A 19,829-nucleotide genomic window follows, 5' to 3' on the forward strand; every position below is an offset into this window, starting at 1 on the left:
CTCCGGTCAGCGCGCCAGGTAGGCGAGCCAGCTCCCGAACCGCGAGATCTCGGGAGCGTCCGCCACCGCGTACGTCTCGCACACGAAGCCCGTCACCGCGCTCCCGTCGTCGAGCAGCACCTTGCCCAGCGCCATCGGCGCGGTGAGCCCGTGCAGGAACGGCCCGAGCGCGGCGGGCGGCAGCAACCACAGCTCGCCTTCCAGGGAGAACCCGCCGGCGCTGTCCCTGACGAGCCCCGGCCGGTCGCCCAGCGCGTACATCCGGTATTCCGGCGCGGTGCGCACGCCCCGCGCCAGCCGCGCGCCGGCGGCGGTGAGCTGGTGGTTCAGCGGCTGCCCCGACAGGTGCGCGCCGAAGACCACGAGCGGCTGCCCCGACAGGTGCGCGCCGAAGACCACGAGCGGCAGCGCCGGGGCGGCCGGAGCCACGGGTGGCCCCGGGTCCAGCAGCCTGGCCAGGTCCGCGACGACCTGGTCGGCGAACGGCCGGCCGATGAGCGTGACCCCGAAGGGCCCGCCGTCCGCCTCACCCGCCGGTACGGCCACCGCGCACAGGTCGAGCAGGTTGACGAAGTTCGTGTAGACGCCGAGCCGGCTGTTGACGCCGATCGGGTCGGCCGCGACCTCGGCGATGCCGGGCTGGAACGGCGCGGTGGGCAGCAGCAGCGCGTCGAGTCCGGTCAGCCGCTCCATCGCCAGTGCCCGCAGCCCGGCCAGCCGGTCGCGGTCGTGGGCGAGCCGGTGCGCCGGGATGTCGCGGGCGCCGGTGACGATCGCGCGCACGCTGGGGTCGATCTCCTCGGGCCGGGCATCGATGAACGCGCCGAACGCGGCGTACCGCTCGGCCGCGAACGCCCCGTCGTACAGCAGCGTGGCCGCCTCCAGGAACGGCGTCACGTCGATCGGCACGAGCTCGGCCCCGGCCTTGGCCAGCCGGTCGGCCGCCGCCTGGAACGCCCGCGCCCATGACGGCGACAGCTCGGGGAGCGGCCGGTCGGGCAGGGCGATCCGGGGGACCGGCGGCGCGGCCAGCGGCGCGTCCGGCGGCCAGGGCCGCTCCGGCGGATCCGCCAGCACGTGCGCCGCGAACTGCGCGAGCGAGACCGTGGCGGCGAACACCGTGACGCAGTCGAAGGGCCGCGCGGCCGGCACCACGCCCCCGGTCGGGACGAGCCCCAGCGTGGGTTTGACCCCGGCGATGCCCTGGAAGGCGGCGGGCACCCGGCCCGAGCCCGCCGTGTCGGTGCCGAGCGCCAGGTCGGCGATGCCCAGCGCGACCGCGACCGCCGACCCCGAGCTGGAGCCGCCCGACACCAGCTCGGGATCGTGTACGGCGCGCACCACCCCGTACGGGCTGCGGGTGCCGACGAGGCCGGTCGCGAACTGGTCGAGGTTGGTCTTGCCCAGCACGATCGCGCCCGCGGCCACCAGCCTGGCCACGGCGGGCGCGGAGACGCCCGGCGTGTAGGCGTAGGCGGGACAGGCGGCCGTGGTGGGCAGCCCGGCGACGTCGATGTTGTCCTTGACCGCGACGAGCAGGCCCGCCAGCGGCAGATCCGCGCCCGCCGCCGCACGGGCGTCCACCCGCGCCGCGTCCGCCAGCACCTCCTCGCGGTCGCGCAGGGTGATCCAGACCTCGGGCCGGTCGCACTCCTCGATGCGCGCGTAGGCGCGGCGGACGCGTCCGGTCGTGGTCACAGAGCCGCCAGGAGCCGGTCGGAGGTGGCCACCGCGCCGAAGACGCCGCCCTGCATGGTGACCATCTTCACGGCCGCCGCGTAGTTGCCCTCGTCGGTCGCGCCGGTGCAGTCGGTCAGCAGCAGGCACTCGTACCCGCGGTCGTTGGCCTCGCGCATCGTGGTGTGCACGCAGACGTCGGTGGTGATCCCGGTGAGCATCAGGTGCGTGATCCCGCGCGTGCGCAGCAGCAGGTCCAGGTCGGTGGCGTAGAAGGCGCCCTTGCCCGGCTTGTCGACGATCAGCTCGCCGTCGACCGGCGCGACCTCGGGGACGATCTCCCAGCCGGGTTCGCCGCGCACCAGGATCCGCCCGGCCGGTCCGGCCGAGCCGATGCCCGCGCCGATCCGCTGCGAGCGCCACAGCTTGTTCGGGGGGCAGTCCGACAGGTCGGGCCGGTGCCCTTCGCGGGTGTGCACGACGGTGAACCCGCGCTCGCGGACCGCCGCCAGCACTTTGGCGGTGGGCCCGAGCCCGGCCCTGGTCAGCGAGAGGTCGTAGCCCATGGCGTCCACGTATCCGCCGGGGCCGCAGAAGTCGGTCTGCCAGTCCACGCACACCAGGGCGGTCCGCTCGGGCGACAGCGCCCCGTCGTACGGCCACGCGTACGGCTCCGCTTCGACAGCGATGGTCATCGTTCACTCCTTGCCGGTCAGGGCGGCGGCGACGGCTGCGGACGCGCCTACCGCGCCGAAGATCCCGCCGGACATCTCGATCGTGGACACCGCTCCGGCGCGCAGGTCGGCGCGGGCGGCCCGGGTGGCGTCGGCCACGAGCAGGCATTCGTAGCCCCGGTCGTTGGCCGAGCGCAGGGTCGAGTGGACGCCGGTCTCCAGGCAGCATCCGGCCAGCAGCAGCAGGTCGCGGCCGTGCCGGCGGAGCAGCGCGTCCAGCGGGCCGGCGTAGAAGCCGTCCCAGCCGGGCACGCTCACCAGCACGTCGGCCCAAGAGGGCGCGCTCACCGGCACGTCGGCCCAGCCAGGTGCGCTCACCGGCATGTCGATCCAGGAGGCGGCGCTCTCGCCGGCGGCGGGCCGCGGGGCCCGCACCCGGACGCCGGCCACCAGCCCGCCGGCCGCGCGGACGACCGCCGCCAGGTCGCCGGGAGGCGGCCGGTCGTCCGCGTAACAGGAGACCAGGAGCAACGCCAGCCGCTCGGGATCCAGCTCCCCGTGCCACGGCCACGGGTACGGGGTCGTGCCCGGCACGCAGGTCACGGCAGCTTCCCGACGACGCCTTCGACGAAGTAGTCGATCTTCTCGATGGCCGCGTAGTCGGGCACGGTGCCCTCCGGGATGCGTACCACGCCGTCCTGGTCCTTGACGGGCCCCGCGAACGGCGAGCCCGCGGCCGACCCGAGCCGCGTCCTGGCCTTGTCGATCTCCGCCTTGGTGGCCGCGTCCACGGCCGGGCCGAAGGGCGCCTGGACGAAGGGGTTGTCACCGGTCTTGAGCCCGACCCGGAAGTTGGCGTTGTACGGGCTGCCGGTGAACCGGCCCTCCCTGGCCGTCTTGACGATGTCGGTGAACAACGCGTCCCAGTCCCACTGCGAGCCCGTCAGCCAGCCCTTGGGCGCCAGGGCGGAGGCGTCGGCGTGATACCCGACCGTGTACATGCCGGCCGCCTCGGTCGCCTTGATGACCGTGGCGGTGCAGTCCTGGTGCTGGGTGAGGACGTCCACGCCCTGCTTGAGCAGGTTGGCCGCGGCCTCGGCCTGCTTGGCCGGGTCGCACCACGAGGAGGTGCCGACGACGTAGGTCCGCGCGTCCGGGTTCACCGAGGCGGCGCCGCGCTGGAAGGCGTCGATGTTGGTGATGGTCTGGTTGATGGGGAAGGCGTAGACGTAGCCGAGCTTGTTGCTCTTGGTGGCCTTGCCCGCCGCGATCCCGGCCAGGTAGACGGGCTCGTAGACGGTGCCGAAGTAGGTGCCGGAGTTCTTGGGCACGGCGCCGGTGATGAGGTTGCCCTGCTGGATGACGGCGACGTCGGGGTGCTCGGCGGCGACCTTGAGTGCGGCGTCGAGGTGCCCGTAGCTGGTGGCGAAAATGATCTTCGCGCCTTTGGCGATCATGCTGTTCATGACGCGGGCGGCGTTGTCGTCCTCGGGGACGTTCTCGGCCGTGAGCACCTTGACGTCGGGGAAGGCCTTGGCGACGGCCTGGCTGCCCTGGTAGGCGGCCTGGTTGTAGCCGTAGTCGTCCTTGGGGCCGACGAAGATGAATCCGGCGGCGGGGGAGCCCTTGCCGGGCGCGCCCGCGGCGGTGGCGGCGGCGGGGGCGGCGGCCGTACCGGCCGTGTTGGCCGCGCAGGCGGTCGTGAGCGAGGCGGCGAGCAGGGCCGCGAGCAGAGCGGTGGAGGGACGTGAGCGGATCTTCACCGGGGGTCGCTCCTTATGAGGAGGGGGAACTTTCGAAGGCGCGCCGGAGCTCGGCCGGAGCCGCGCGCAGGGTCCTGCGGCCGATCACCGCGAGGATGACCAGGGTGATGACGAAGGGCAGCGCGTCCAGCGCGAACTGGTTGAGCTCCGCCCCCCGAGCCTGCAAAGCGGGGGCGACCGCCAGCAGCGAGCCGAACAGGTAGGCTCCGCCCGCCACCCACATCGGGCGCCAGGCGGCGAAGATGACCAGGGCGACCGCGATGAACCCGCGCCCGGCCGTCATCCCCTCGAACCAGGCGTGCGCGTAGGCGGTGGCGAGCTGCGCCCCGCCGAGCCCGGCCAGCGCCCCGCCGGCCGTGACCGCCAGGCCGCGGATCAGCCCGGCGTGATACCCGTGCACGTGCAGCACCTCGGCCCGCTCTCCCGCCGTCCGCACCAGCAGCCCGCCCCGCGTACGGCGCAGGAACCACCACAGCAGCGGCGCGACCAGGTACGACGCGTAGGTGACCGGGTCGTGCTGAAAGAACACCTGGCCCACGACCGGCAGGTCGCCGAGCACGGGCAGGGTGACCGGCGCGAAACCGGGGGCGGCCACGCCCACGTACGCGGCCCCGAACAGCGAGGTCAGCCCGAGCCCGAGGAACATGAGCGTGAGCCCGGTCGCGAACTGGTCGGCGCCCCGCCACACCACGAGCACGGCGTGCACGAGCGCCAGGCCCGCCCCCGCCAGCGCACCCGCGGCCAGCCCGAGCCACGGGTTGCCGCTCTCGGCGGCCACCGCGTACCCGCTCAGCGCCCCGACCAGCAGGCAGCCCTCGGTCCCCAGGTTGACCACGCCCGCCCGTTCTGCGAGCGTCTCGCCGAGCGCCGCCAGCATGATCGCGGTGCCGCCGCGCACTCCGCCGGCCAGCACGTCGGTGATCAGGTCACTCATGTCAGCGCCTTCTTCCGCCTGGTCCAGCCGAGCACGGCGAGCAGCACCAGGCCGGTGAGGATGTGGGTGGTGGCGGCGGGCAGGCCGCTGTCGAGCTGGAGGCTGTCGCCCGCGACCGTGATGGCGGCGACCAGCAGCGCCGCGCCGACCACCGGCAGCGGGCGGTGCCCGACCAGCCACGAGGCGAGGAAGGCGACGTAGCCGAGGTTCGTGGTGATGCCCGGCCGCAGCTCGAACTCCTGCCCGGCCAGATGCACCGCGCCCGCCAGCCCCGCCAGCACGCCGCCGATGAGCATGGCCGACAGCAGCAGCGCGCGCACCGGCAGCCCGGCCCGCGCGGCCGCCTCCGCGTTGCCGCCGACCACGCCGAGCCGGAACCCGAACGCGGTACGCCGCAGCACCAGCCACACTCCGGCCGCGGCGAGCAGGGCCAGCACGATCCCCGCGTGCACGGCGGTGCCGCCCACCAGCGGCAGCCGCGCGGCCACCTCCAGCGACCTCGTGACCGGCTGGCCGGAGCCCGTGGTGTCCTTCCACGGCTCGTAGATGAGGTAGAGCAGCACGTCGAGCGCGATGTAGTTGAGCAGCAGGGTGCTGACGGCCTCGTTCACGCCGGTGGTGATGCGCAGGACGGCCGCGACGCCCGCCCACAGCGCCCCGCCGAGCGCGCCGCCGGCCAGCAGCAGGACGAGCACGAGCGGCCCGGCGACCTGCCGGTCCAGCGCCAGCCCGACGCCGGCCGCCGCGACCGCGCCGATCACCACCTGGCCCTCGCCGCCGACGTTGGTCAGCCCGGCCCGCGCCGGTACGACCACGGCGAGCGCGGCGAGGATCAGGGGGGCGGCCTTGATGACGATCTGCTCCAGGGAGGGCGGGCTGGTCAGCGTGGAGGTCACCATCCCGGCGAACACCGCCACCGGATCGGCCCCCTTGACGAGCAGCAGCAGCGCGAACAGCACCAGGGCCCCGGCCAGCGCGCCCGCCCACCGCAGGACCAGGCCGCGGTCGCGACCACGCGCGACGACGGGGACCGGCGCGGCGGTGCTCGCAGGCGCGCTCATGACGCTTCCCCGAGGGCGGTGCGAGCGGTCATGACGGCCTCTCCGGTGGTGGCGTGCGCGGTCATGACGGCCTCTCCGGTGGTGGCGTGCGCGGTCATGACGGCCTCTCCGGTCGTGGCGGGCGCGGTCATGACGACTCGCCGGCCGTGCTGACCAGTTCGCCGGGGCCGGCGACCTCGCCGCCGAGCATGAGACGGCCGATCTGTTCCCGGTCGGCGCGCGCCGCGTCCACGACGCCCGCGATCCGCCCGGCGTACATGACCGCGATGCGGTCGCTGAGCGCGATCAGCTCGTCGAGGTCCTCCGAGACGACGAGCAGGCCCGCGCCCGCCGCGCGCCGCTCCAGGAGGAGCTCCTGGGTGCGGCGGGTGGTGGCGATGTCCAGGCCGCGGCTGGGGTAGGCGGCCACGATGAGCCGGGCGTCGGCCCGGCCGAGCGCCCTGGTCAGCATGACCCGCTGGACGTTGCCGCCGGACAACCCGGCGAGGGTACGGTGCCCCGCCGCCATGCCGAGGCCGACCGCGGCCTCCAGCTCCCCGGTGGCCTGGGCGACCTGCCGCCAGTCCACGTTCAGCCCGCGCCGGGGCAGCCGGGCGAGACCGAGCGCCATGTGCTGCGTCACGCTCATGCCGGGGACGACGGCGTCGGTCAGCGGATCCTCGGAGACCGAGGTGACGCCCATGGCCGAGGCGGCGCGCGGCCCGCGGGTCAGCGGCTCGCCGCAGATCTCCACGGTGCCGGTGGCGGCCCGCCGTACCCCGAGCGCCACTTCGCACAGCTCCCGCTGGCCGCTGCCCGCGACCCCCGCCACGCCGACGATCTCGCCGGGCGCGACCGTCAGCTCCACCTCGCGCAGGGCCAGGTGGCCGCCGTCACCGTGGGCGCTGACTCCGCTGAGCCGCAGCGCGGGGACGCGGTCGCGGGCGGGCTCAGGCCGCTCGGCGGGCAACGCCGGCACGGTACGGCCCACCATGGCCGTCACGAGCTCGGCGTCGGTGTGCCCGCGCGGGTCGGCGGCCTGGAGGGTGACCTTGCCGCCCCGCAGGACGGTGACGCGGTCGGCGATGGCGCGTACCTCGCCGAGCTTGTGGGTGACCAGGACGACGCCGAGCCCTCGCTCGCGCAGCCCGCGTACCGCGTCGAGCAGCGCCTCCGCCTCCTGCGGGGTGAGGACGCTGGTCGGCTCGTCGAGGATGACGATGCGGGCGCCCGTCATGAGGACCTTGAGTATCTCCACCCGCTGGCGCTCGCCGATGGACAGATGGCCGGCGCGGGCCGCCGGATCGACGGCCAGGCCGTAGCGGGCGGCCGCCTCGATGATCTTCCTGTGGCCGCCGAGGCCCTTGCCGGCCAGGGCGATGTTCTCCGCGACGGTGAGCGCGGGGACCAGCCTGAGGTCCTGGAAGACCATGCCGATCCCGGCCGCGCGGGCTCGTCCCGGAGAGGTGGACATCGGCTCGCCGCCGACGAGGATCTCGCCGGCGTCGGGGCGGTACACGCCGTAGACGAGCTTGAGCAGGGTGCTCTTGCCCGCGCCGTTCTCGCCGATCAGCGCGTGCACCTCGCCGGGGAGCACCTCGAAGGCGACGTGGTCGTTGGCCAGGACCTCGCCGAAGCGTACGGTCAGCCCGCGTACGGCCAGCAGCGGCCCCGAGAGCGGCCCCGAGAGCGGCCCCGAGAGCGGCCCCGAGAGCGGCCCCGAGAGCGGCTCCGAGAGCGGTTGCGCCGGCGGTGGCTCGGTCATGTGGCGACCCTCCTGTGCAGGGCCATCTGGGTGATGGCGCGGGCGGCGCGGCGCTCGACGATCTCCAGGGACTCGCCGACGTGCTTGTGCAGGGCGGTGAGCGCGTCGTCGAGGTCCTTGGCGAGCACCAGCTCGACGATCCGCAGGTGCTCGTCGCTGGAGGTGGCGATGCGGTCGGCGGTCAGGAAGTCGTACATGCGTACGTGCCTGATCCGCGCGTTGACCGTCTCCAGCGCCTCGGTCAGCTCGTCGTTGCCCGAGGCGCGCAGCAGCGTGACGTGGAAGTCCTCGTCCAGCAGCACGAACTGCGGGTCGGGCTCAGGCAGGTCGTCGATGAGCTCGCGCCACTTGTCGCGCAGCGGTTCGAGCAGGGCGACGTCGTGGCTGACCAGGTCCGATTCCTGCACCCTGGTCAGGCCGCGCAGCTCCAGCGTGATGCGCAGCTCGTACAGGTCGCGCAGGTGGGACAGGTCGGGGACGGCCACGTAGTAGCACCCGTCCTCGCGGACCACCAGCCGGTCGGTCTCCAGCCGCACCAGCGCTTCGCGTACCGGCGTGCGCGAGACGCCGAGGTCCTCGGCCAGGTGCTTCTCCATCAGCCGGGTACGGACCCCGAACTCGCCGACCATCACCCGGCGGCGCAGCTCGTTGTAGGCCCATTCGCGACGGGACATCTCCACTTCGGTCACACCCCCTTCGCAGGTGGCGCTCATCTGACCAAGCGGTTATTTCTGCGGCGTTACCTCGTGAAGACACGGGTGTATACACGCGTGCATGTGCGCAGAATCCCTGTTCAGGGCGGTGTTGAGTGCATTATCGGGCACGATGGACGCGAATTTAGGACCGGACGGAAGGCCCGAGTCCCTGGGGCGGGTTTACCGGTCGGCGAGGTGGCAGGAGACCAGGTGGCCGGGGGTGGCGACGGGTTCGAGGGCCGGGGCCGTGCGCGCGCAGTCGGGCACCGCCAGGCGGCAGCGCGGGTGGAACGAGCAGCCGGACGGCGGGTCGACCGGGCTGGGCGGCTCGCCCTCCAGGATGATCTCCTGCCGGGTCCCGCGCAGGGCCGGGTCCGGTACGGGCGCCGCCGACAGCAGGGCCTGCGTGTACGGGTGCGCCGCCGAGCCGTACACCTCGGACTCCGAGCCGACCTCGACCACCTTGCCCAGGTACATGACGGCCACCCGGTCGGCCAGATGCTGGACCACGCTCAGATCGTGCGCGATGAAGACGTACGCCAGCGAGAACTGCTCGCGCAGCTCCTCCAGCAGGTTCACGATCTGCGCCTGGACCGAGACATCGAGCGCCGACACGGGCTCGTCGCACACCAGGACCTCCGGCCGCAGCGCGAGGGCGCGGGCGATGCCCACCCGCTGCCGCTGGCCCCCGGAGAGCTGGTGCGGGTAGCGCTCGCCGTGGCCGGGGTTGAGTCCCACCGCGGCGAGCAGTTCGCGCACGAGCCGGTCGCGGTCGCCGCGCGGCGCGAGGTCCGGATTGACGTCGTACGGCTCCCGCACAATGTCGGCGACCGTCATGCGGGGGTCGAGCGAGGAGTAGGGGTCCTGGAAGATGAGCTGGATGTGCCGCCTGGCCCTGCGCAACTCCCGGCCGCGCAGGTGGTGCATGGACCTGCCGAGCACGGTGACCTCGCCGGACGTGGGCCGCTCGTGCGCGGTGAGCAGCCTGGCCAGGGTGGACTTGCCGCACCCCGACTCGCCGACGATGCCGAGCGTCTCGCCCTTGCGCAGCACGAGGTCCACCCCGTCGACCGCCTTGAGCAGGCCCGTGGTGCGCCGGAGCACGCCCTGCCGGATCGGGAAGTGCTTGACCAGCCCGCGCACCTCCAGCACCACGTCGTCCCGTGCGGCCTCCGCGCCCAGCCGGGTCTCCGTAGATGGCTCGGTCTTCGCCGGTTCCGTCATGAGGACGTCACCCGTTCCCACTCGTGGCAGGCCGTGAGCCTGCCCGGTCCGATTTCGTGCGCCGGCGGCGCCTGCTCGCACGCGGCCGTCCCGTACCCGCAGCGGGGCAGGAAGCGGCACCCGTCCCCGGGCCCGGTCAGGTCGGGCGGCGCGCCCGGGATGACCGCGAGCCGCCGCCCGCGCAGCTCCGGCCGCGGGATCGCCCCCAGAAGCGCCTCCGTGTACGGATGCGCGGGCCCCGCGTACACCTCGGCCGCGCCCCCCTGCTCCACCACCCGCCCCCCGTACATGACGGCGACCCGGTCGGCGATGTCCGCGACCACGCCCATGTCATGCGTGATGAGCACCAGGGCGGTGCCGTGCTCGCGCTGGAGCTCCCCGAGCAACCGGATGATCTGCGCCTGGACGGTCACGTCGAGCGCGGTCGTCGGCTCGTCGGCGATGATCACCTGCGGGTCCAGCGCGATCGCCAGCCCGATCCCCACCCGCTGCCGCATACCGCCGGAGAACTGGTGCGGGTAGTCCCGCGCCCGCCGGGCGGCCGACGGGATGCGGACGAGGTCGAGCACCTCCACGGCCCGCCTGCGCGCCTCCTTGCGGGACAGCCCGCGGTGCGCGCGGAACAGCTCGGCGATCTGGTAACCGACGCTGAGCACCGGATTGAGCGCGGACAGGGCGTCCTGGAAGACCATGGCGATCGTGGTCGCCCGCAGCCGCCGCCTGGCCTCCTCCGGCAGCGTCACCAGGTCCACGCCGCGCAGGCGGACGGCGCCGGCCGTGATCGTGCCGCGCGGCGGGCGTACCAGCCCCATGATGGCGCGGGCCGTCACGCTCTTGCCGCTGCCCGACTCGCCGAGCACCGCGAGGGTACGCCCGCCCGCCACGGCGAGGTCGACCCCGTTCACCACCCTGGCCTGGCCGAAGCTCACGTGCAGGCCGGACACGTCGAGCACCGGCGCGGACGCGTCGAAGCCGGGCAGCGATTCCAGAGAGCTCATGGCGGCACCTAGCGCAGTCGGGGGTCGAAGGCGTCGCGCAGCGCGTCGCCGAGCAGCACGAAGCTGAGCACCGTCACGGTCAGGAAGATCGAGGGGAAGATCAGCAGGTGCGGGGCGGAGGCGATGTACTGCTGGGCGGTGTTGAGCTGCACGCCCCACGAGATCGCCGGCGTCTGCAGCCCCACGCCCAGGAACGTCAGCGCCGACTCCGAGGCGATCACGCCGCCCACGTTCAGCCCGGTGAGCACGGCGACCGGGCCGAAGGAGTTGGGCAGCACGTGGCGCAGCAGGATGCGCGGGGTGCCGGCGCCGACGCCGCGGGCGGCGGCCACGTACTCGCTGGTCGCCGTGGCGAGGACGGAGCCGCGCATGACGCGCGCCAGGACCGGCCAGCCGAAGAGGATCAGCACGGCCGAGACGGTCAGCTCGTTGTGCGCGCTGGCCGCCTGGAGGAGGACGATCATCCCGACCAGCGACGGGAACCCGAAGAACACGTCCATGACCCGGCTGATCGCCGCGTCCACCCAGCCGCCGAAATAACCGGCCAGGCCGCCGAGCACCACCGCGATCACGATCATCCCGGCGGTGACGAGGACCGCGATCAGGACCGACGACCGGGCGCCGTGGACCACGTTGCTGTAGAGGTCGCAGCCCTGGATGTCGAACCCGAACGGATGCCCCGGCGCCGGCGGCAGGCCGCTGTTCACCAGGTCGCAGCGGCGCGGGTCGCCGGCGCCGAACCAGCCCGCGAAGAGCTGCGGCGCCGCGGCCATCGCGCAGACCAGCAGCGCGACGACGCTGGAGACGGCGAACGACGGGCGGCGGCGCAGCTCGCGCAACAGGCCGCCCTCACGGCCGCGTTCATGGCCGCGCGGTGCCTCAGCCGAGGCGGATGCGAGGGTCGAGGATGCCATAGAGCAGATCCACCAAGAGGTTCACCAGCAGGAAGACGAGGACGAGCAGCGTTCCCACGCCCACGACGACAGGCCCGTCGTGCTGCGGGATCGCCGTGAAGATCTGGTAGCCGAGGCCGGGCAGGTTGAAGATCCCCTCGATCAGCACGGTGCCGCTGAGCAGGTAACCGAGGCTCACGCCGAGCAGCGACACCACGGGGATCAGGGAGTTGCGCAGGACGTGCCGGACGACGACGGCCCGCCTGGGCAGGCCCTTGGCGGTGGCCGTGTCGACGTGGTCGGCGCCCAGGTTGTCCAGGATGCTGGTCCTGGTCAGCCGGGCCACCTGCGGCAGGCCGTAAAGGGCGAGGACCAGGCCGGGCAGGACGTACGCCAGCGGCCACCCGGCCTCGGTGCCCGAGACCGGCAGCCAGCCGAGGTTGATGCCCAGCACGAGCTGCGCGATGTAGGCGACCACGAAGAACGGCACGCCCATGATGACCGTGGTGCCGCCGAGCACGGCCGCGTCGGCCAGCCGGCCGCGCCGCATCCCGGCCACGGTCCCGAGCGCCACGCCCAGGACCGACATGAACAGCCAGGCCGTCACGCCGAGCTGGAACGTCACCGGCCAGCTCGCCGCGATCACCTCGGAGACGGGACGGCCGCTGAAGCTGGTGCCGAGGTCCCCGGTGACCAGGCCCCGCAGGTAGAGGCCGTACTGGACGATCAGCGGATCGTCCAGGTGGAACCGCTCCCGCAGCGCCTGCTCCACCGACGGCGACAGCATTCTGTTGGGGCCCGCCAGCGCCTGGATCGGGTCGCCCGGCAGGGCGTAGACCGCCAGGTAGATGACGAAGGTGGTGCCCAGCAGCACGGGCAGCGCCGTGAGCAGCCGGTGGAACGCGTACCTCCCCACGGCTGCGCCTCAGCCGACCTTGACGGCGGCGAGCGTCACGCCGCCGAGGAACTCCGGCTTGACGTTGCTGACCTTGGCGGAGTAGGCCAGCCCGCCGACCGGCTGGAACAGCGGCGAGAGCGGCAGCCCGTCGAGCGCCACCTTGGTCGCCTCCTTGGTCAGGCTCAGCGCCTCGTCCTGGGTCGCGTTCGCCGCCTTGTCCATGAGGGAGGCGAACTCGGGGCTGTCGTAGCCGGTGACGTTCGCGCCGGAGCCCTTCGTGAAGAGCTGGTCGGCCAGGGCGTACAGGTGCGGGTAGCCGGCGCCCATGTAGAGCAGGACCGGGCCGTCGATCTTCTTGGCCGTCATGTTGGGGTAGAGCTGGTCGACCGGCTGGGCCTGGGTGGTGACGGTCTCGATGCCGAGGTTCGTCCTGAGCTGGTTGCCGATGGCCTCCAGGATCACGGTGTTCAGCGGGTCCTGGAACGTCCACAGCTTGAGCGGCCCGCTCCAGCCGCCCGCCTCGGCGAGCAGCGCCTTGGCCTTGACCGGATCGTAGGAGCAGGACGCGCAGTCCGCCGCGCCGCCGCCGGGGACGGTCGGCCCCGCCAGGCCCTTGGCCGGCTCGCCGAAGCCGCGCAGCAGCGACTTGACGATGGTCTCCCGATCGACGGCCTGGGCGAACGCCTGCCGCACCCTGATGTCGGCGAAGCGCTTGTCCCAGAGCGGGAAGCCCAGGTAGACGACCGCCGGGTACGGCACGCGTACCAGCCGGTCCTTGAACCGGCTCGCCGCGTCGGTGAGGTTGTTACCGGTCACCAGCGTGACGTCGACGTTGCCCGCCTGCAGGTCGCGGTAGGCGGCGGCCTCGTCCTGGTACGACTTCGCCTCGATCGTGGCCGCGTCGCCCGGCGTGCCCTTGTAGCCGTCGAACTTCCGCAGGACCACCTTCGTCACGCCCGCGGCCAGCCCCTCGCCCTCCATCTTGTACGGCCCGTTGCCGATCGGCTTGCGGTCGAAGGCGTCGAGGTCGGTGAAGGCCGCCTTCGGCATGGGCGCGAACGCGGTCTGGGCCAGCACGTACGGCAGCAGCGACAGCGGCTTGCCGAGCGTGACCTTCAGCGTGGTCTTGTCGACCACCTCGACCCCGGACAGCGTCTTCTTCGCCGGCTTGCCGTCGGCGGGGTTGAGATCGGCGTAGCCCTTGATCGCGGCGAACATGAAGTTGCCGGTGAAGGCGTTGGGCCCGTACGCGGTGGCGTTCCACGAGTCGGCGAACGACTGCGCCGTGACCTCCTCGCCGTTGTGGAACGTCCAGCCCGGCTTGAGCTTGATCGTCCACTCGACGCCGTCGGAGGACTCGATCGACTCGGCCACCGCGTTGACCGCCTTGCCCGTCGCCGGGTCGACGGTCGTCAGCGGCGTGAACAAGGCGTAGTCGAGGTTGCTGGCGGCCGACTTGCCCGGCGTGAAGTGGGACAGGAAGTACGTGGTCACGCCCACCGAGTAGGACTTCTCTCCCTGCGGGGCGGACCCGGCCGAGCCGGCGGAGCAGGCCGTCAGCGTGACGGCCAGCGCGCTCGCGACGGCGGCTCCAAATGCTCTTTTGACGGACATACGCTGACACCTCCAAGGATGGCGGGGCCCGTGCTTGGGGTTGAGCGTGCCATAGCACTGCTGGCCCTTCATTGTTGGAATGGTTCAACCCCGTGGGGCTGGTTTGTCTGCTGGGACAGCCGGGTCAACCGCGTGTTTCACAGATGTTGCCGGTGGGTCCACCGGCCGCCGAGCAACGTGCCCAGCACGTCCATGCCGCGCAACCCGGCCGCGTCCAGGCCCGACGGGTCGGCCGCGGTGATCATCAGATCCGCCGCGTCACCTCGTCGTACGCCGCGCCGCCCGCGGCTGGCCGCGGCGAGCACGGCAGGCAGCGGGATCGACTGCTCGGGGTGCCACGGCGGGCGCTCGTCGTCGGTCCGCCCGACGGCGGCCGCCAGGCCGTCCCACGGGTCGAGCGGCGCCACCGGGGCGTCGGAGCCCAGCTCCAGCACGGCGCCCGCGGCGAGCAGGTCGGCGTAGGCGAAGGCGCGGTGCGTACGGCCGTGCCAGTGCAGGTCGGCGACCTCCCGGTCGTCGGGCGCGTGCGCCGGCTGGACGCTCGCGATCAGCCCGGGACGGGCGAACCTGGCGAAGTCGGCGGGCCGCAGGAGCTGCGCGTGCTCGATCCGGCCAGGACAGCCCACCCGCTCGAACGCGTCCAGCGCGATGCTCGCGGCCAGGTCGCCGATGGCGTGCACGGCAGGCTGGACGCCGTGCGCATGGGCCAGCGCCATCGTGGCGTGCAGGTCGTCCGGCGCGGTCTCCAGCAGGCCGCGCCCGCCGGTGCCGGGGTAGGGGTCGTCGCAGTACGCGGTCCTGGTGTTGAGCGAGCCGTCCATGAAGATCTTCACCGGCCCCACCTCCAGCAGGCCGCCGGACCCCGCGACGGCCGCACCGCTGCGCAGCCCGCGCCCGATGGCCTCCTCCAGCCGGTCCTTCGGGATCGAGCAGGCCACCCGCACGTCCACCTGCTGCTCGCGGACCCGGCGGGTCCAGTCGGTGACGTTGTCGGCGTACTCGAAGTCGAGCACCCCGACCACCCCGCGGGCCGCCGCCGCGGTGGTCGCCTCGGCCACCCAGCGGTCCAGCTCCCGCTCGGGCGGCAGCGGGAGCGCGGTCATCGCGACGTGGCATTCGCGCTCGCGCAGCACGCCCGTGGGGTGCTCGGCCCGCCCGACGGCGGCCAGCGCGGCCGGGCTGAACCAGCCGGTGTGCAGGTCGTTGCTGAACAGCGCGATCGGCCTGCCCGGCGCCGCCGCCTCCAGCAGGGACTTGTGCGGGGCGTCCGGCCACAGGCCGTCGCGGAAGCCGTAGGCGACGGTGAAGCCGGTGTGCGGGACCACGAGATCGACGGCCTCGCGCGCGCTGCGGGCGCCGCTGACGTCGACCCTGCGCCTGGTCTGCGCCCACTGCATCATGTGCACGTGCGCGTCCCACAGGCCGGGCAGGAGCGTGGCGCCCTGGAGGTCGGCCGACTCGCCGGCCGGCGGCTCCTCCGTGGTCACGTCCGCGATCCGGCCGTCCGCGATCAGGACGTTTCTGATCGGGCCGTTCAGGCCCATCCGCGCGTTGCGCAGCAGCAGTGAAGGCATGCGACGAACGCTAAGCGGGCGAACGCCGCCGCTCATCGTCGAAACCGGACATCTCGCCCTGGGCCCGTTGTCGGGGGCTACAGCTCGCCGCGCAGCCTCAGCAGGCGGAGCTGGAGCCAGATCACCAGCCGCTCCGTGGGGTCGGCGAGATCGACGTCGAACAGCTCCTGCAACCGGCGGACGCGGTAGCGCAGCGTGTTCTCGTGCACGGACAGCTCGGCCGCCGCCTTGGCCGCCTCGCCGAAGGCGTCGAAATAGGCCAGCAGGGTGACGGAGTGGGTGGTGGAGTGCGCCCTGTCGTGGTCGAGCATCGTGCGCACCGGGCGCAGGAGCCGGCCGTCCGCCACCCCGCCGCGTTCGGCCAGGTCGAGCAGGGCGACGCGGCTGCGTACCTGCTCGTCGGTGGCGACCGCCACCGAGGTCCCCGCGGTCTCGGCGAGCACGCGCAGCACCCGCTCGGCCAGCCGGCTGGAGGACGGCACCTCGCCCAGCCCCTCGACCACGGGGCCGATGCCCGCGTGCAGGGCGAGCCGGGTGGACTTGCGCACCGTGTCGGCCGCACCGGTCGCGACGCGGACCAGCCGCGCGGCGGGCGTGCCCGGCGGGACGGGCAGCAGCGCGTAGACCCGGCCCCCGGCCGTCGTGCAGACGGCCTGGGGATGCCAGGCCTCGCAGCTCAGGCTGATCAGATCGACGATGCTGGCCAGCGTCGTGCCCGGCTCGGCCATCGGGCCGGCGGGCGCGAAGGCCACGATCGTCACCGGCGAGCTCGCCGGCAGGCTCAGCCGCACGGCCGCCGCCGACTCGCTGGCCGTGCCGTCGAGCAGCGCCCGCAGCGTCTCCGAGCTGTGCCAGCGCTGCGGGTTGCTGGGGTTGCGGGCGCGCAGCAGATGCAGCGCCGCGATCCGGCCGGCGTCGTCGAGCAGCCGCATCGCGCCGGGCACGACCGGCGGCTCCCCGTCGAGGAGCCAGATGAACCCGAGCAGCTGGGCGCCCGCCCGGACCGCCGTGGCCAGGCGCCGCATGTGGCCGGGGCCGAGGCTGTCGAACCGCACGGGCCCGCCGGCTCGGAAGACGTGGGTGTACTCGCTGCGATTGGTGGGCCGCTGCGGGGTCTTGCGGCCCAGGATGCCGAGCCTGCGGATCTCGTCGATCTCCTGGCCGGGGATGTTGGAGTAGCCCAGCACGTTGCCCTGCGGGTCCTCGATGGTGGTCGCGCCGCCGATCGTCGCGGCGATCGCGTTGGCCAGCGCGAACAGGTCGCCGATCGCGACCGTGGAGTAGGTCGTGGTCGCCGCGCCCGGGCCGGCGATCGCCGCGGTCAGCAGGGCGTCGAGCTGCCGCCACGGGATCCGCTGGGGGGCGATCAGCAGGGCGATGCCCGCGTCCTTGGCCGTGTCGATGAGCGGGCCCAGGTCGGCGCCTCTGTCCTTGACGACGACGGCGTGGTAGTCGAGGCGGGCGGCGCGGCGTACCAGGTCGTGGGTGTCCTGGCCGGCCACCCGTGAGCCGACGGCGAGCAGGACGCAGCCGGGGCGTTCGTCGAGGGGGTCGTCGGGGTCGTGCACGATGGGCTCGCCCAGGGTGATCGCCTCGCCGCCGGGGGCGTAGGCGGCGGTGAGCACGTGGCTGCCCAGGGTTTCGAGCACCTGGCTGAGCGGCGGGTGGTAGGGGCTGGAGATCGAGCCGTCGGGCATCGGACCATCGGGTATCAGGTCAGATGCCGACATTCCACTCCTTAGCGCGATAGCGGGGCTTCATTCAACCAGGTCGTGGCTTTGACGGTTGCCACAAGGCGGGTGCGGCGACGTTGAGGTTCCCCACGATGTCCGCCGATGCGAATCGTGTGGAAACTAGGGTGTGCTCGCCTCCTTGATTGCTGAACTCGACACCGTCCCCGACTTCGACCGCTTCGCGACGGTGGACGAGGTCCACGCCGCACTCACCCGGCTGGCGGACGACCATCCCGGCGTGGCCTCGTTGCGCCGCATCGGCACCTCCCGCCTGGGCGACCCGCTGCTCTGCCTGACCGTGGGCGACGGGCCGAGGCACGCCATCGTCGCCGCGGGCCCGCACCCGAACGAGCCCATCGGCGGGCTGACCGTCACGCACCTGGCCACCCGGCTGTGCGCCGACGCGGAGCTGCGCCGCTCGGCCGGCTACACCTGGCACATCGTGGGCTGCCTGGACCCGGACGGGACCCGGCTCAACGAGGGCTGGTTCGCGGGGCCGTTCACCAGGGCGCACTACGGCCGGCACTTCTATCGGCCGGCCGGGGACGAGCAGGTCGAGTGGACGTTCCCGTTCGCCTACAAGCGGGCCTACTTCGATCGGGTGCTCCCCGAGACGCTGGCGCTGATGCGGCTCATCGACGACACCCGCCCGTCGTTCGTGACCACCCTGCACAACGGCGAGTCCGGCGGCGTCTTCTACTACCTGAACCGGCCGGAGCCCGAGCTCCAGCAGGTGCTCAAGGCCCTGCCCGCGCGGTACGGCGTGCCGCTGCACGCGGGAGAGCCCGAGCACCCCTCCGTGAAGCAGCTGGAGCAGGCCGTCTACCTGGCGCCCACCATGGAGGACGCCTACGACTACCTGGAGGCGCTCGGGCAGGACCCCGTCGAGCACATCGGCGGCGCCGCCAGCGACTCCTACATCAAGAGGTACGGCGCCCTCGGGCTGACGGCCGAGGTGCCCTACTGGACGGACGCCTCCGCCGCCGACACCTCCCCGTCCGGCCAGGTCTACCGCGACCTGCTGCTCGGCCACGCCGCGAACCTGCACGCCGCCTCCGCCGTCATGGACGGAGTGCTGTCCGCGGTGTCGGGCGACCTGGTCACCGACTCGCCCTTCGTGCGCGCGAGCAAGTGCTTCATCCCGATGGTGGCCGGCATGGCGGTCACCGACGAGACCAGGGCCAAGGCCGCGGAGAACGACCGGCCCGCCACGGTCGCCGAAGTGTCCTCCTGCCGGGACCTGCTGCACAGCGTGCGGCTGCGCTTCGGGGGGATGCTGCTGCGGGCGCTGGAGGGCGAGCTGGCCGTGGGCAACGGCACGCCGGCCATCCGGGCGCAGGCGGGCGAGCTGTCGCGGACGTACGCGGAATGGTGCGCGGAGGCGGAGGCGACCGCGTCCGACGAGACGATCCCGATCCGCCACCTGGTCTCCATCCAGTACGGCGGCATCCTGGCCGGCGCCGCGCACGCCGCGGCGTCCTGATCGGTCGTCCCGCGCGGACGCCGCCGGTCAGGCGCCGGCGAACGGCATGTGCTCGCCCGGCACGTACTGCGGGAACGGCTGGTAGACGTTCACGCCCGGCTGCCCGCGCAGCAGCAGCGCCGACGTGAACGGCTGCTGCTCGCTGGTGATCCTGGTCGAGGTCGGGATGTAGCGGATGGTCAGGCCGCAGCGCCGCCTGGGCGAGGTGTTGGCGGTGGAGGCGTGCAGGATGTTCGGGTGGTGCACCTCCACGTCGCCCGGCGACAGCACCAGGTCCACGGCCGCCGACTCGTCCACCGCCACCGCGCTCTCCGAGCCGAGGACGTTGTCCACGTCGTCGCGCGTGCGCAGCTCGTGCAGGTCGTCCTTGTGCGAGCCGGGGATCACGCGCACGCAGCCGTTCTCCGGGGTGGACTCGTCCACGGCCAGCCAGAGCGTGATCACGCGCATCGGCTCAAGAGGCCAGTACGCGCCGTCCTGGTGCCACAGGACCGCCTTGCCGGAGAAGGGCGGCTTGCTGATGTAGTGCGAGGCGAACAGGGCGAGGTCCGGGCCGAGGAACAGCTCGGCGATGTCGAGCAGCCGGTCGTCGCCGACCAGCCGCACCCAGAACGGGTCGCCGGCGACCAGCTCCGTGGCCAGGTCCTCGCCGAGCCGGTCGGGATACCTGGCGTGCAGCCAGTCGACGTGCGCGCTCGCCTCGGCGATGAGGGCGGGGTCGATGACGTTCCGGAAGATCGTGTAGCCGTCGCGGTCGAAGTCCTGCAGGGTCCGGTCGGCTTCCGTGATCACGATGCGCTCCTCCTGGGGCTGGGTGGGGGTGGGCGTCGAACCGGATTCTTCGGCCTTCCTGCCGCGAGTTAC

Annotated in this window: 18 protein-coding genes; 1 reads left to right on the forward strand and 17 read right to left on the reverse strand. The window is 73.1% G+C overall.

Annotated features, from left to right (window positions below; genetic code table 11):
* Positions 1-6 precede the first annotated feature (6 nt).
* The 16 genes from atzF to ABEA43_RS35305 all read right to left on the reverse strand — a co-directional run bounded on the left by atzF (position 7) and on the right by ABEA43_RS35305 (position 17,479).
* Positions 7-1,698, reverse strand: a complete 1,692-nt coding sequence (gene atzF / locus ABEA43_RS35230) for an allophanate hydrolase (RefSeq protein WP_345568728.1) — start codon at positions 1,696-1,698, stop codon at positions 7-9.
* Positions 1,695-2,372 (reverse strand): biuret amidohydrolase, encoded by a 678-nt coding sequence (gene biuH, locus ABEA43_RS35235; RefSeq protein ID WP_345568730.1) that lies wholly within the window; start codon positions 2,370-2,372, stop codon positions 1,695-1,697. Before biuH ends, atzF begins: the two co-directional genes overlap by 4 nt.
* Before the next feature lie 3 nt (positions 2,373-2,375).
* Entirely contained in the window at positions 2,376-2,945 is a 570-nt protein-coding gene (locus ABEA43_RS35240; RefSeq protein WP_345568731.1) for an isochorismatase family protein, read from the reverse strand.
* A gap of 5 nt (positions 2,946-2,950) precedes the next feature.
* Positions 2,951-4,114, reverse strand: coding sequence for a BMP family ABC transporter substrate-binding protein (locus ABEA43_RS35245; protein WP_345568733.1), 1,164 nt, complete (start codon positions 4,112-4,114; stop codon positions 2,951-2,953).
* Positions 4,115-4,127: 13 nt separating this feature from the next.
* Positions 4,128-5,048, reverse strand: a complete 921-nt coding sequence (locus ABEA43_RS35250; protein ID WP_345568735.1) for an ABC transporter permease — start codon at positions 5,046-5,048, stop codon at positions 4,128-4,130.
* Entirely contained in the window at positions 5,045-6,109 is a 1,065-nt protein-coding gene (locus ABEA43_RS35255) for an ABC transporter permease (protein WP_345568736.1), read from the reverse strand. Before ABEA43_RS35255 ends, ABEA43_RS35250 begins: the two co-directional genes overlap by 4 nt.
* Positions 6,106-6,240 carry a hypothetical protein gene (locus ABEA43_RS35260; RefSeq protein ID WP_345568738.1) on the reverse strand — a complete coding sequence of 45 codons (135 nt, stop codon included), beginning with the start codon at positions 6,238-6,240 and terminating at the stop codon, positions 6,106-6,108. Before ABEA43_RS35260 ends, ABEA43_RS35255 begins: the two co-directional genes overlap by 4 nt.
* Complete coding sequence (locus ABEA43_RS35265) at positions 6,237-7,853, reverse strand: ABC transporter ATP-binding protein (RefSeq protein WP_345568740.1); 1,617 nt, start codon at positions 7,851-7,853, stop codon at positions 6,237-6,239. The genes ABEA43_RS35260 and ABEA43_RS35265 overlap by 4 nt, the downstream gene beginning before the upstream one ends.
* Positions 7,850-8,542, reverse strand: coding sequence for a GntR family transcriptional regulator (locus ABEA43_RS35270; RefSeq protein ID WP_345568742.1), 693 nt, complete (start codon positions 8,540-8,542; stop codon positions 7,850-7,852). Before ABEA43_RS35270 ends, ABEA43_RS35265 begins: the two co-directional genes overlap by 4 nt.
* A gap of 186 nt (positions 8,543-8,728) precedes the next feature.
* Positions 8,729-9,772, reverse strand: a complete 1,044-nt coding sequence (locus tag ABEA43_RS35275) for an ABC transporter ATP-binding protein (protein WP_345568743.1) — start codon at positions 9,770-9,772, stop codon at positions 8,729-8,731.
* On the reverse strand, positions 9,769-10,770 hold the full coding sequence (locus tag ABEA43_RS35280) for an ABC transporter ATP-binding protein (protein ID WP_345568744.1): 1,002 nt from the start codon (positions 10,768-10,770) through the stop codon (positions 9,769-9,771). The genes ABEA43_RS35275 and ABEA43_RS35280 overlap by 4 nt, the downstream gene beginning before the upstream one ends.
* A gap of 8 nt (positions 10,771-10,778) precedes the next feature.
* Positions 10,779-11,684 carry an ABC transporter permease gene (locus ABEA43_RS35285; protein WP_345568746.1) on the reverse strand — a complete coding sequence of 302 codons (906 nt, stop codon included), beginning with the start codon at positions 11,682-11,684 and terminating at the stop codon, positions 10,779-10,781.
* A complete protein-coding gene (locus ABEA43_RS35290) occupies positions 11,650-12,579 on the reverse strand; it encodes an ABC transporter permease (protein WP_345568747.1) in 930 nt (309 codons plus the stop codon). The genes ABEA43_RS35285 and ABEA43_RS35290 overlap by 35 nt, the downstream gene beginning before the upstream one ends.
* Before the next feature lie 9 nt (positions 12,580-12,588).
* Positions 12,589-14,175: a peptide ABC transporter substrate-binding protein gene (locus ABEA43_RS35295; RefSeq protein WP_345568748.1), complete on the reverse strand. Its 1,587-nt coding sequence runs from the start codon at positions 14,173-14,175 to the stop codon at positions 12,589-12,591.
* 137 nt (positions 14,176-14,312) lie between these two features.
* The gene (locus tag ABEA43_RS35300) at positions 14,313-15,749 is read right to left on the reverse strand and encodes an amidohydrolase (protein ID WP_345568749.1); all 1,437 of its coding nucleotides are present in this window, start codon (positions 15,747-15,749) and stop codon (positions 14,313-14,315) included.
* A 77-nt stretch (positions 15,750-15,826) separates the two neighbouring features.
* Positions 15,827-17,479, reverse strand: coding sequence for a PucR family transcriptional regulator (locus ABEA43_RS35305; protein ID WP_345568750.1), 1,653 nt, complete (start codon positions 17,477-17,479; stop codon positions 15,827-15,829).
* A 142-nt stretch (positions 17,480-17,621) separates the two neighbouring features.
* Here ABEA43_RS35305 and ABEA43_RS35310 point away from each other — a divergent pair, with 142 nt between their 5' ends.
* Positions 17,622-18,965 (forward strand): M14 family zinc carboxypeptidase, encoded by a 1,344-nt coding sequence (locus ABEA43_RS35310; RefSeq protein WP_345568751.1) that lies wholly within the window; start codon positions 17,622-17,624, stop codon positions 18,963-18,965.
* 27 nt (positions 18,966-18,992) lie between these two features.
* On the opposite strand, the gene ABEA43_RS35315 is transcribed toward ABEA43_RS35310, so the two are convergent.
* Positions 18,993-19,757: a phytanoyl-CoA dioxygenase family protein gene (locus ABEA43_RS35315; protein ID WP_345568752.1), complete on the reverse strand. Its 765-nt coding sequence runs from the start codon at positions 19,755-19,757 to the stop codon at positions 18,993-18,995.
* Between the last annotated feature and the right edge of the window lie 72 nt (positions 19,758-19,829).

The sequence above is a fragment of the Nonomuraea rosea genome (genome assembly GCF_039539705.1).
Taxonomy (GTDB): Bacteria; Actinomycetota; Actinomycetes; order Streptosporangiales; family Streptosporangiaceae; genus Nonomuraea; species Nonomuraea rosea.

What these genes read in the sequence shown, in the direction of transcription:
- ABEA43_RS35305 (WP_345568750.1), bottom strand. Translation starts at nt 17,479, where the DNA reads ATGTCGGCATCTGACCTGATACCCGATGGTCCGATGCCCGACGGCTCG.
- ABEA43_RS35255 (WP_345568736.1), bottom strand. Translation starts at nt 6,109, where the DNA reads ATGAGCGCGCCTGCGAGCACCGCCGCGCCGGTCCCCGTCGTCGCGCGT.
- ABEA43_RS35265 (WP_345568740.1), bottom strand. Translation starts at nt 7,853, where the DNA reads ATGACCGAGCCACCGCCGGCGCAACCGCTCTCGGAGCCGCTCTCGGGG.
- ABEA43_RS35260 (WP_345568738.1), bottom strand. Translation starts at nt 6,240, where the DNA reads ATGACCGCGCCCGCCACGACCGGAGAGGCCGTCATGACCGCGCACGCC.
- ABEA43_RS35280 (WP_345568744.1), bottom strand. Translation starts at nt 10,770, where the DNA reads ATGAGCTCTCTGGAATCGCTGCCCGGCTTCGACGCGTCCGCGCCGGTG.
- ABEA43_RS35250 (WP_345568735.1), bottom strand. Translation starts at nt 5,048, where the DNA reads ATGAGTGACCTGATCACCGACGTGCTGGCCGGCGGAGTGCGCGGCGGC.
- ABEA43_RS35275 (WP_345568743.1), bottom strand. Translation starts at nt 9,772, where the DNA reads ATGACGGAACCGGCGAAGACCGAGCCATCTACGGAGACCCGGCTGGGC.
- ABEA43_RS35295 (WP_345568748.1), bottom strand. Translation starts at nt 14,175, where the DNA reads ATGTCCGTCAAAAGAGCATTTGGAGCCGCCGTCGCGAGCGCGCTGGCC.
- biuH (WP_345568730.1), bottom strand. Translation starts at nt 2,372, where the DNA reads ATGACCATCGCTGTCGAAGCGGAGCCGTACGCGTGGCCGTACGACGGG.
- ABEA43_RS35285 (WP_345568746.1), bottom strand. Translation starts at nt 11,684, where the DNA reads ATGGCATCCTCGACCCTCGCATCCGCCTCGGCTGAGGCACCGCGCGGC.
- ABEA43_RS35300 (WP_345568749.1), bottom strand. Translation starts at nt 15,749, where the DNA reads ATGCCTTCACTGCTGCTGCGCAACGCGCGGATGGGCCTGAACGGCCCG.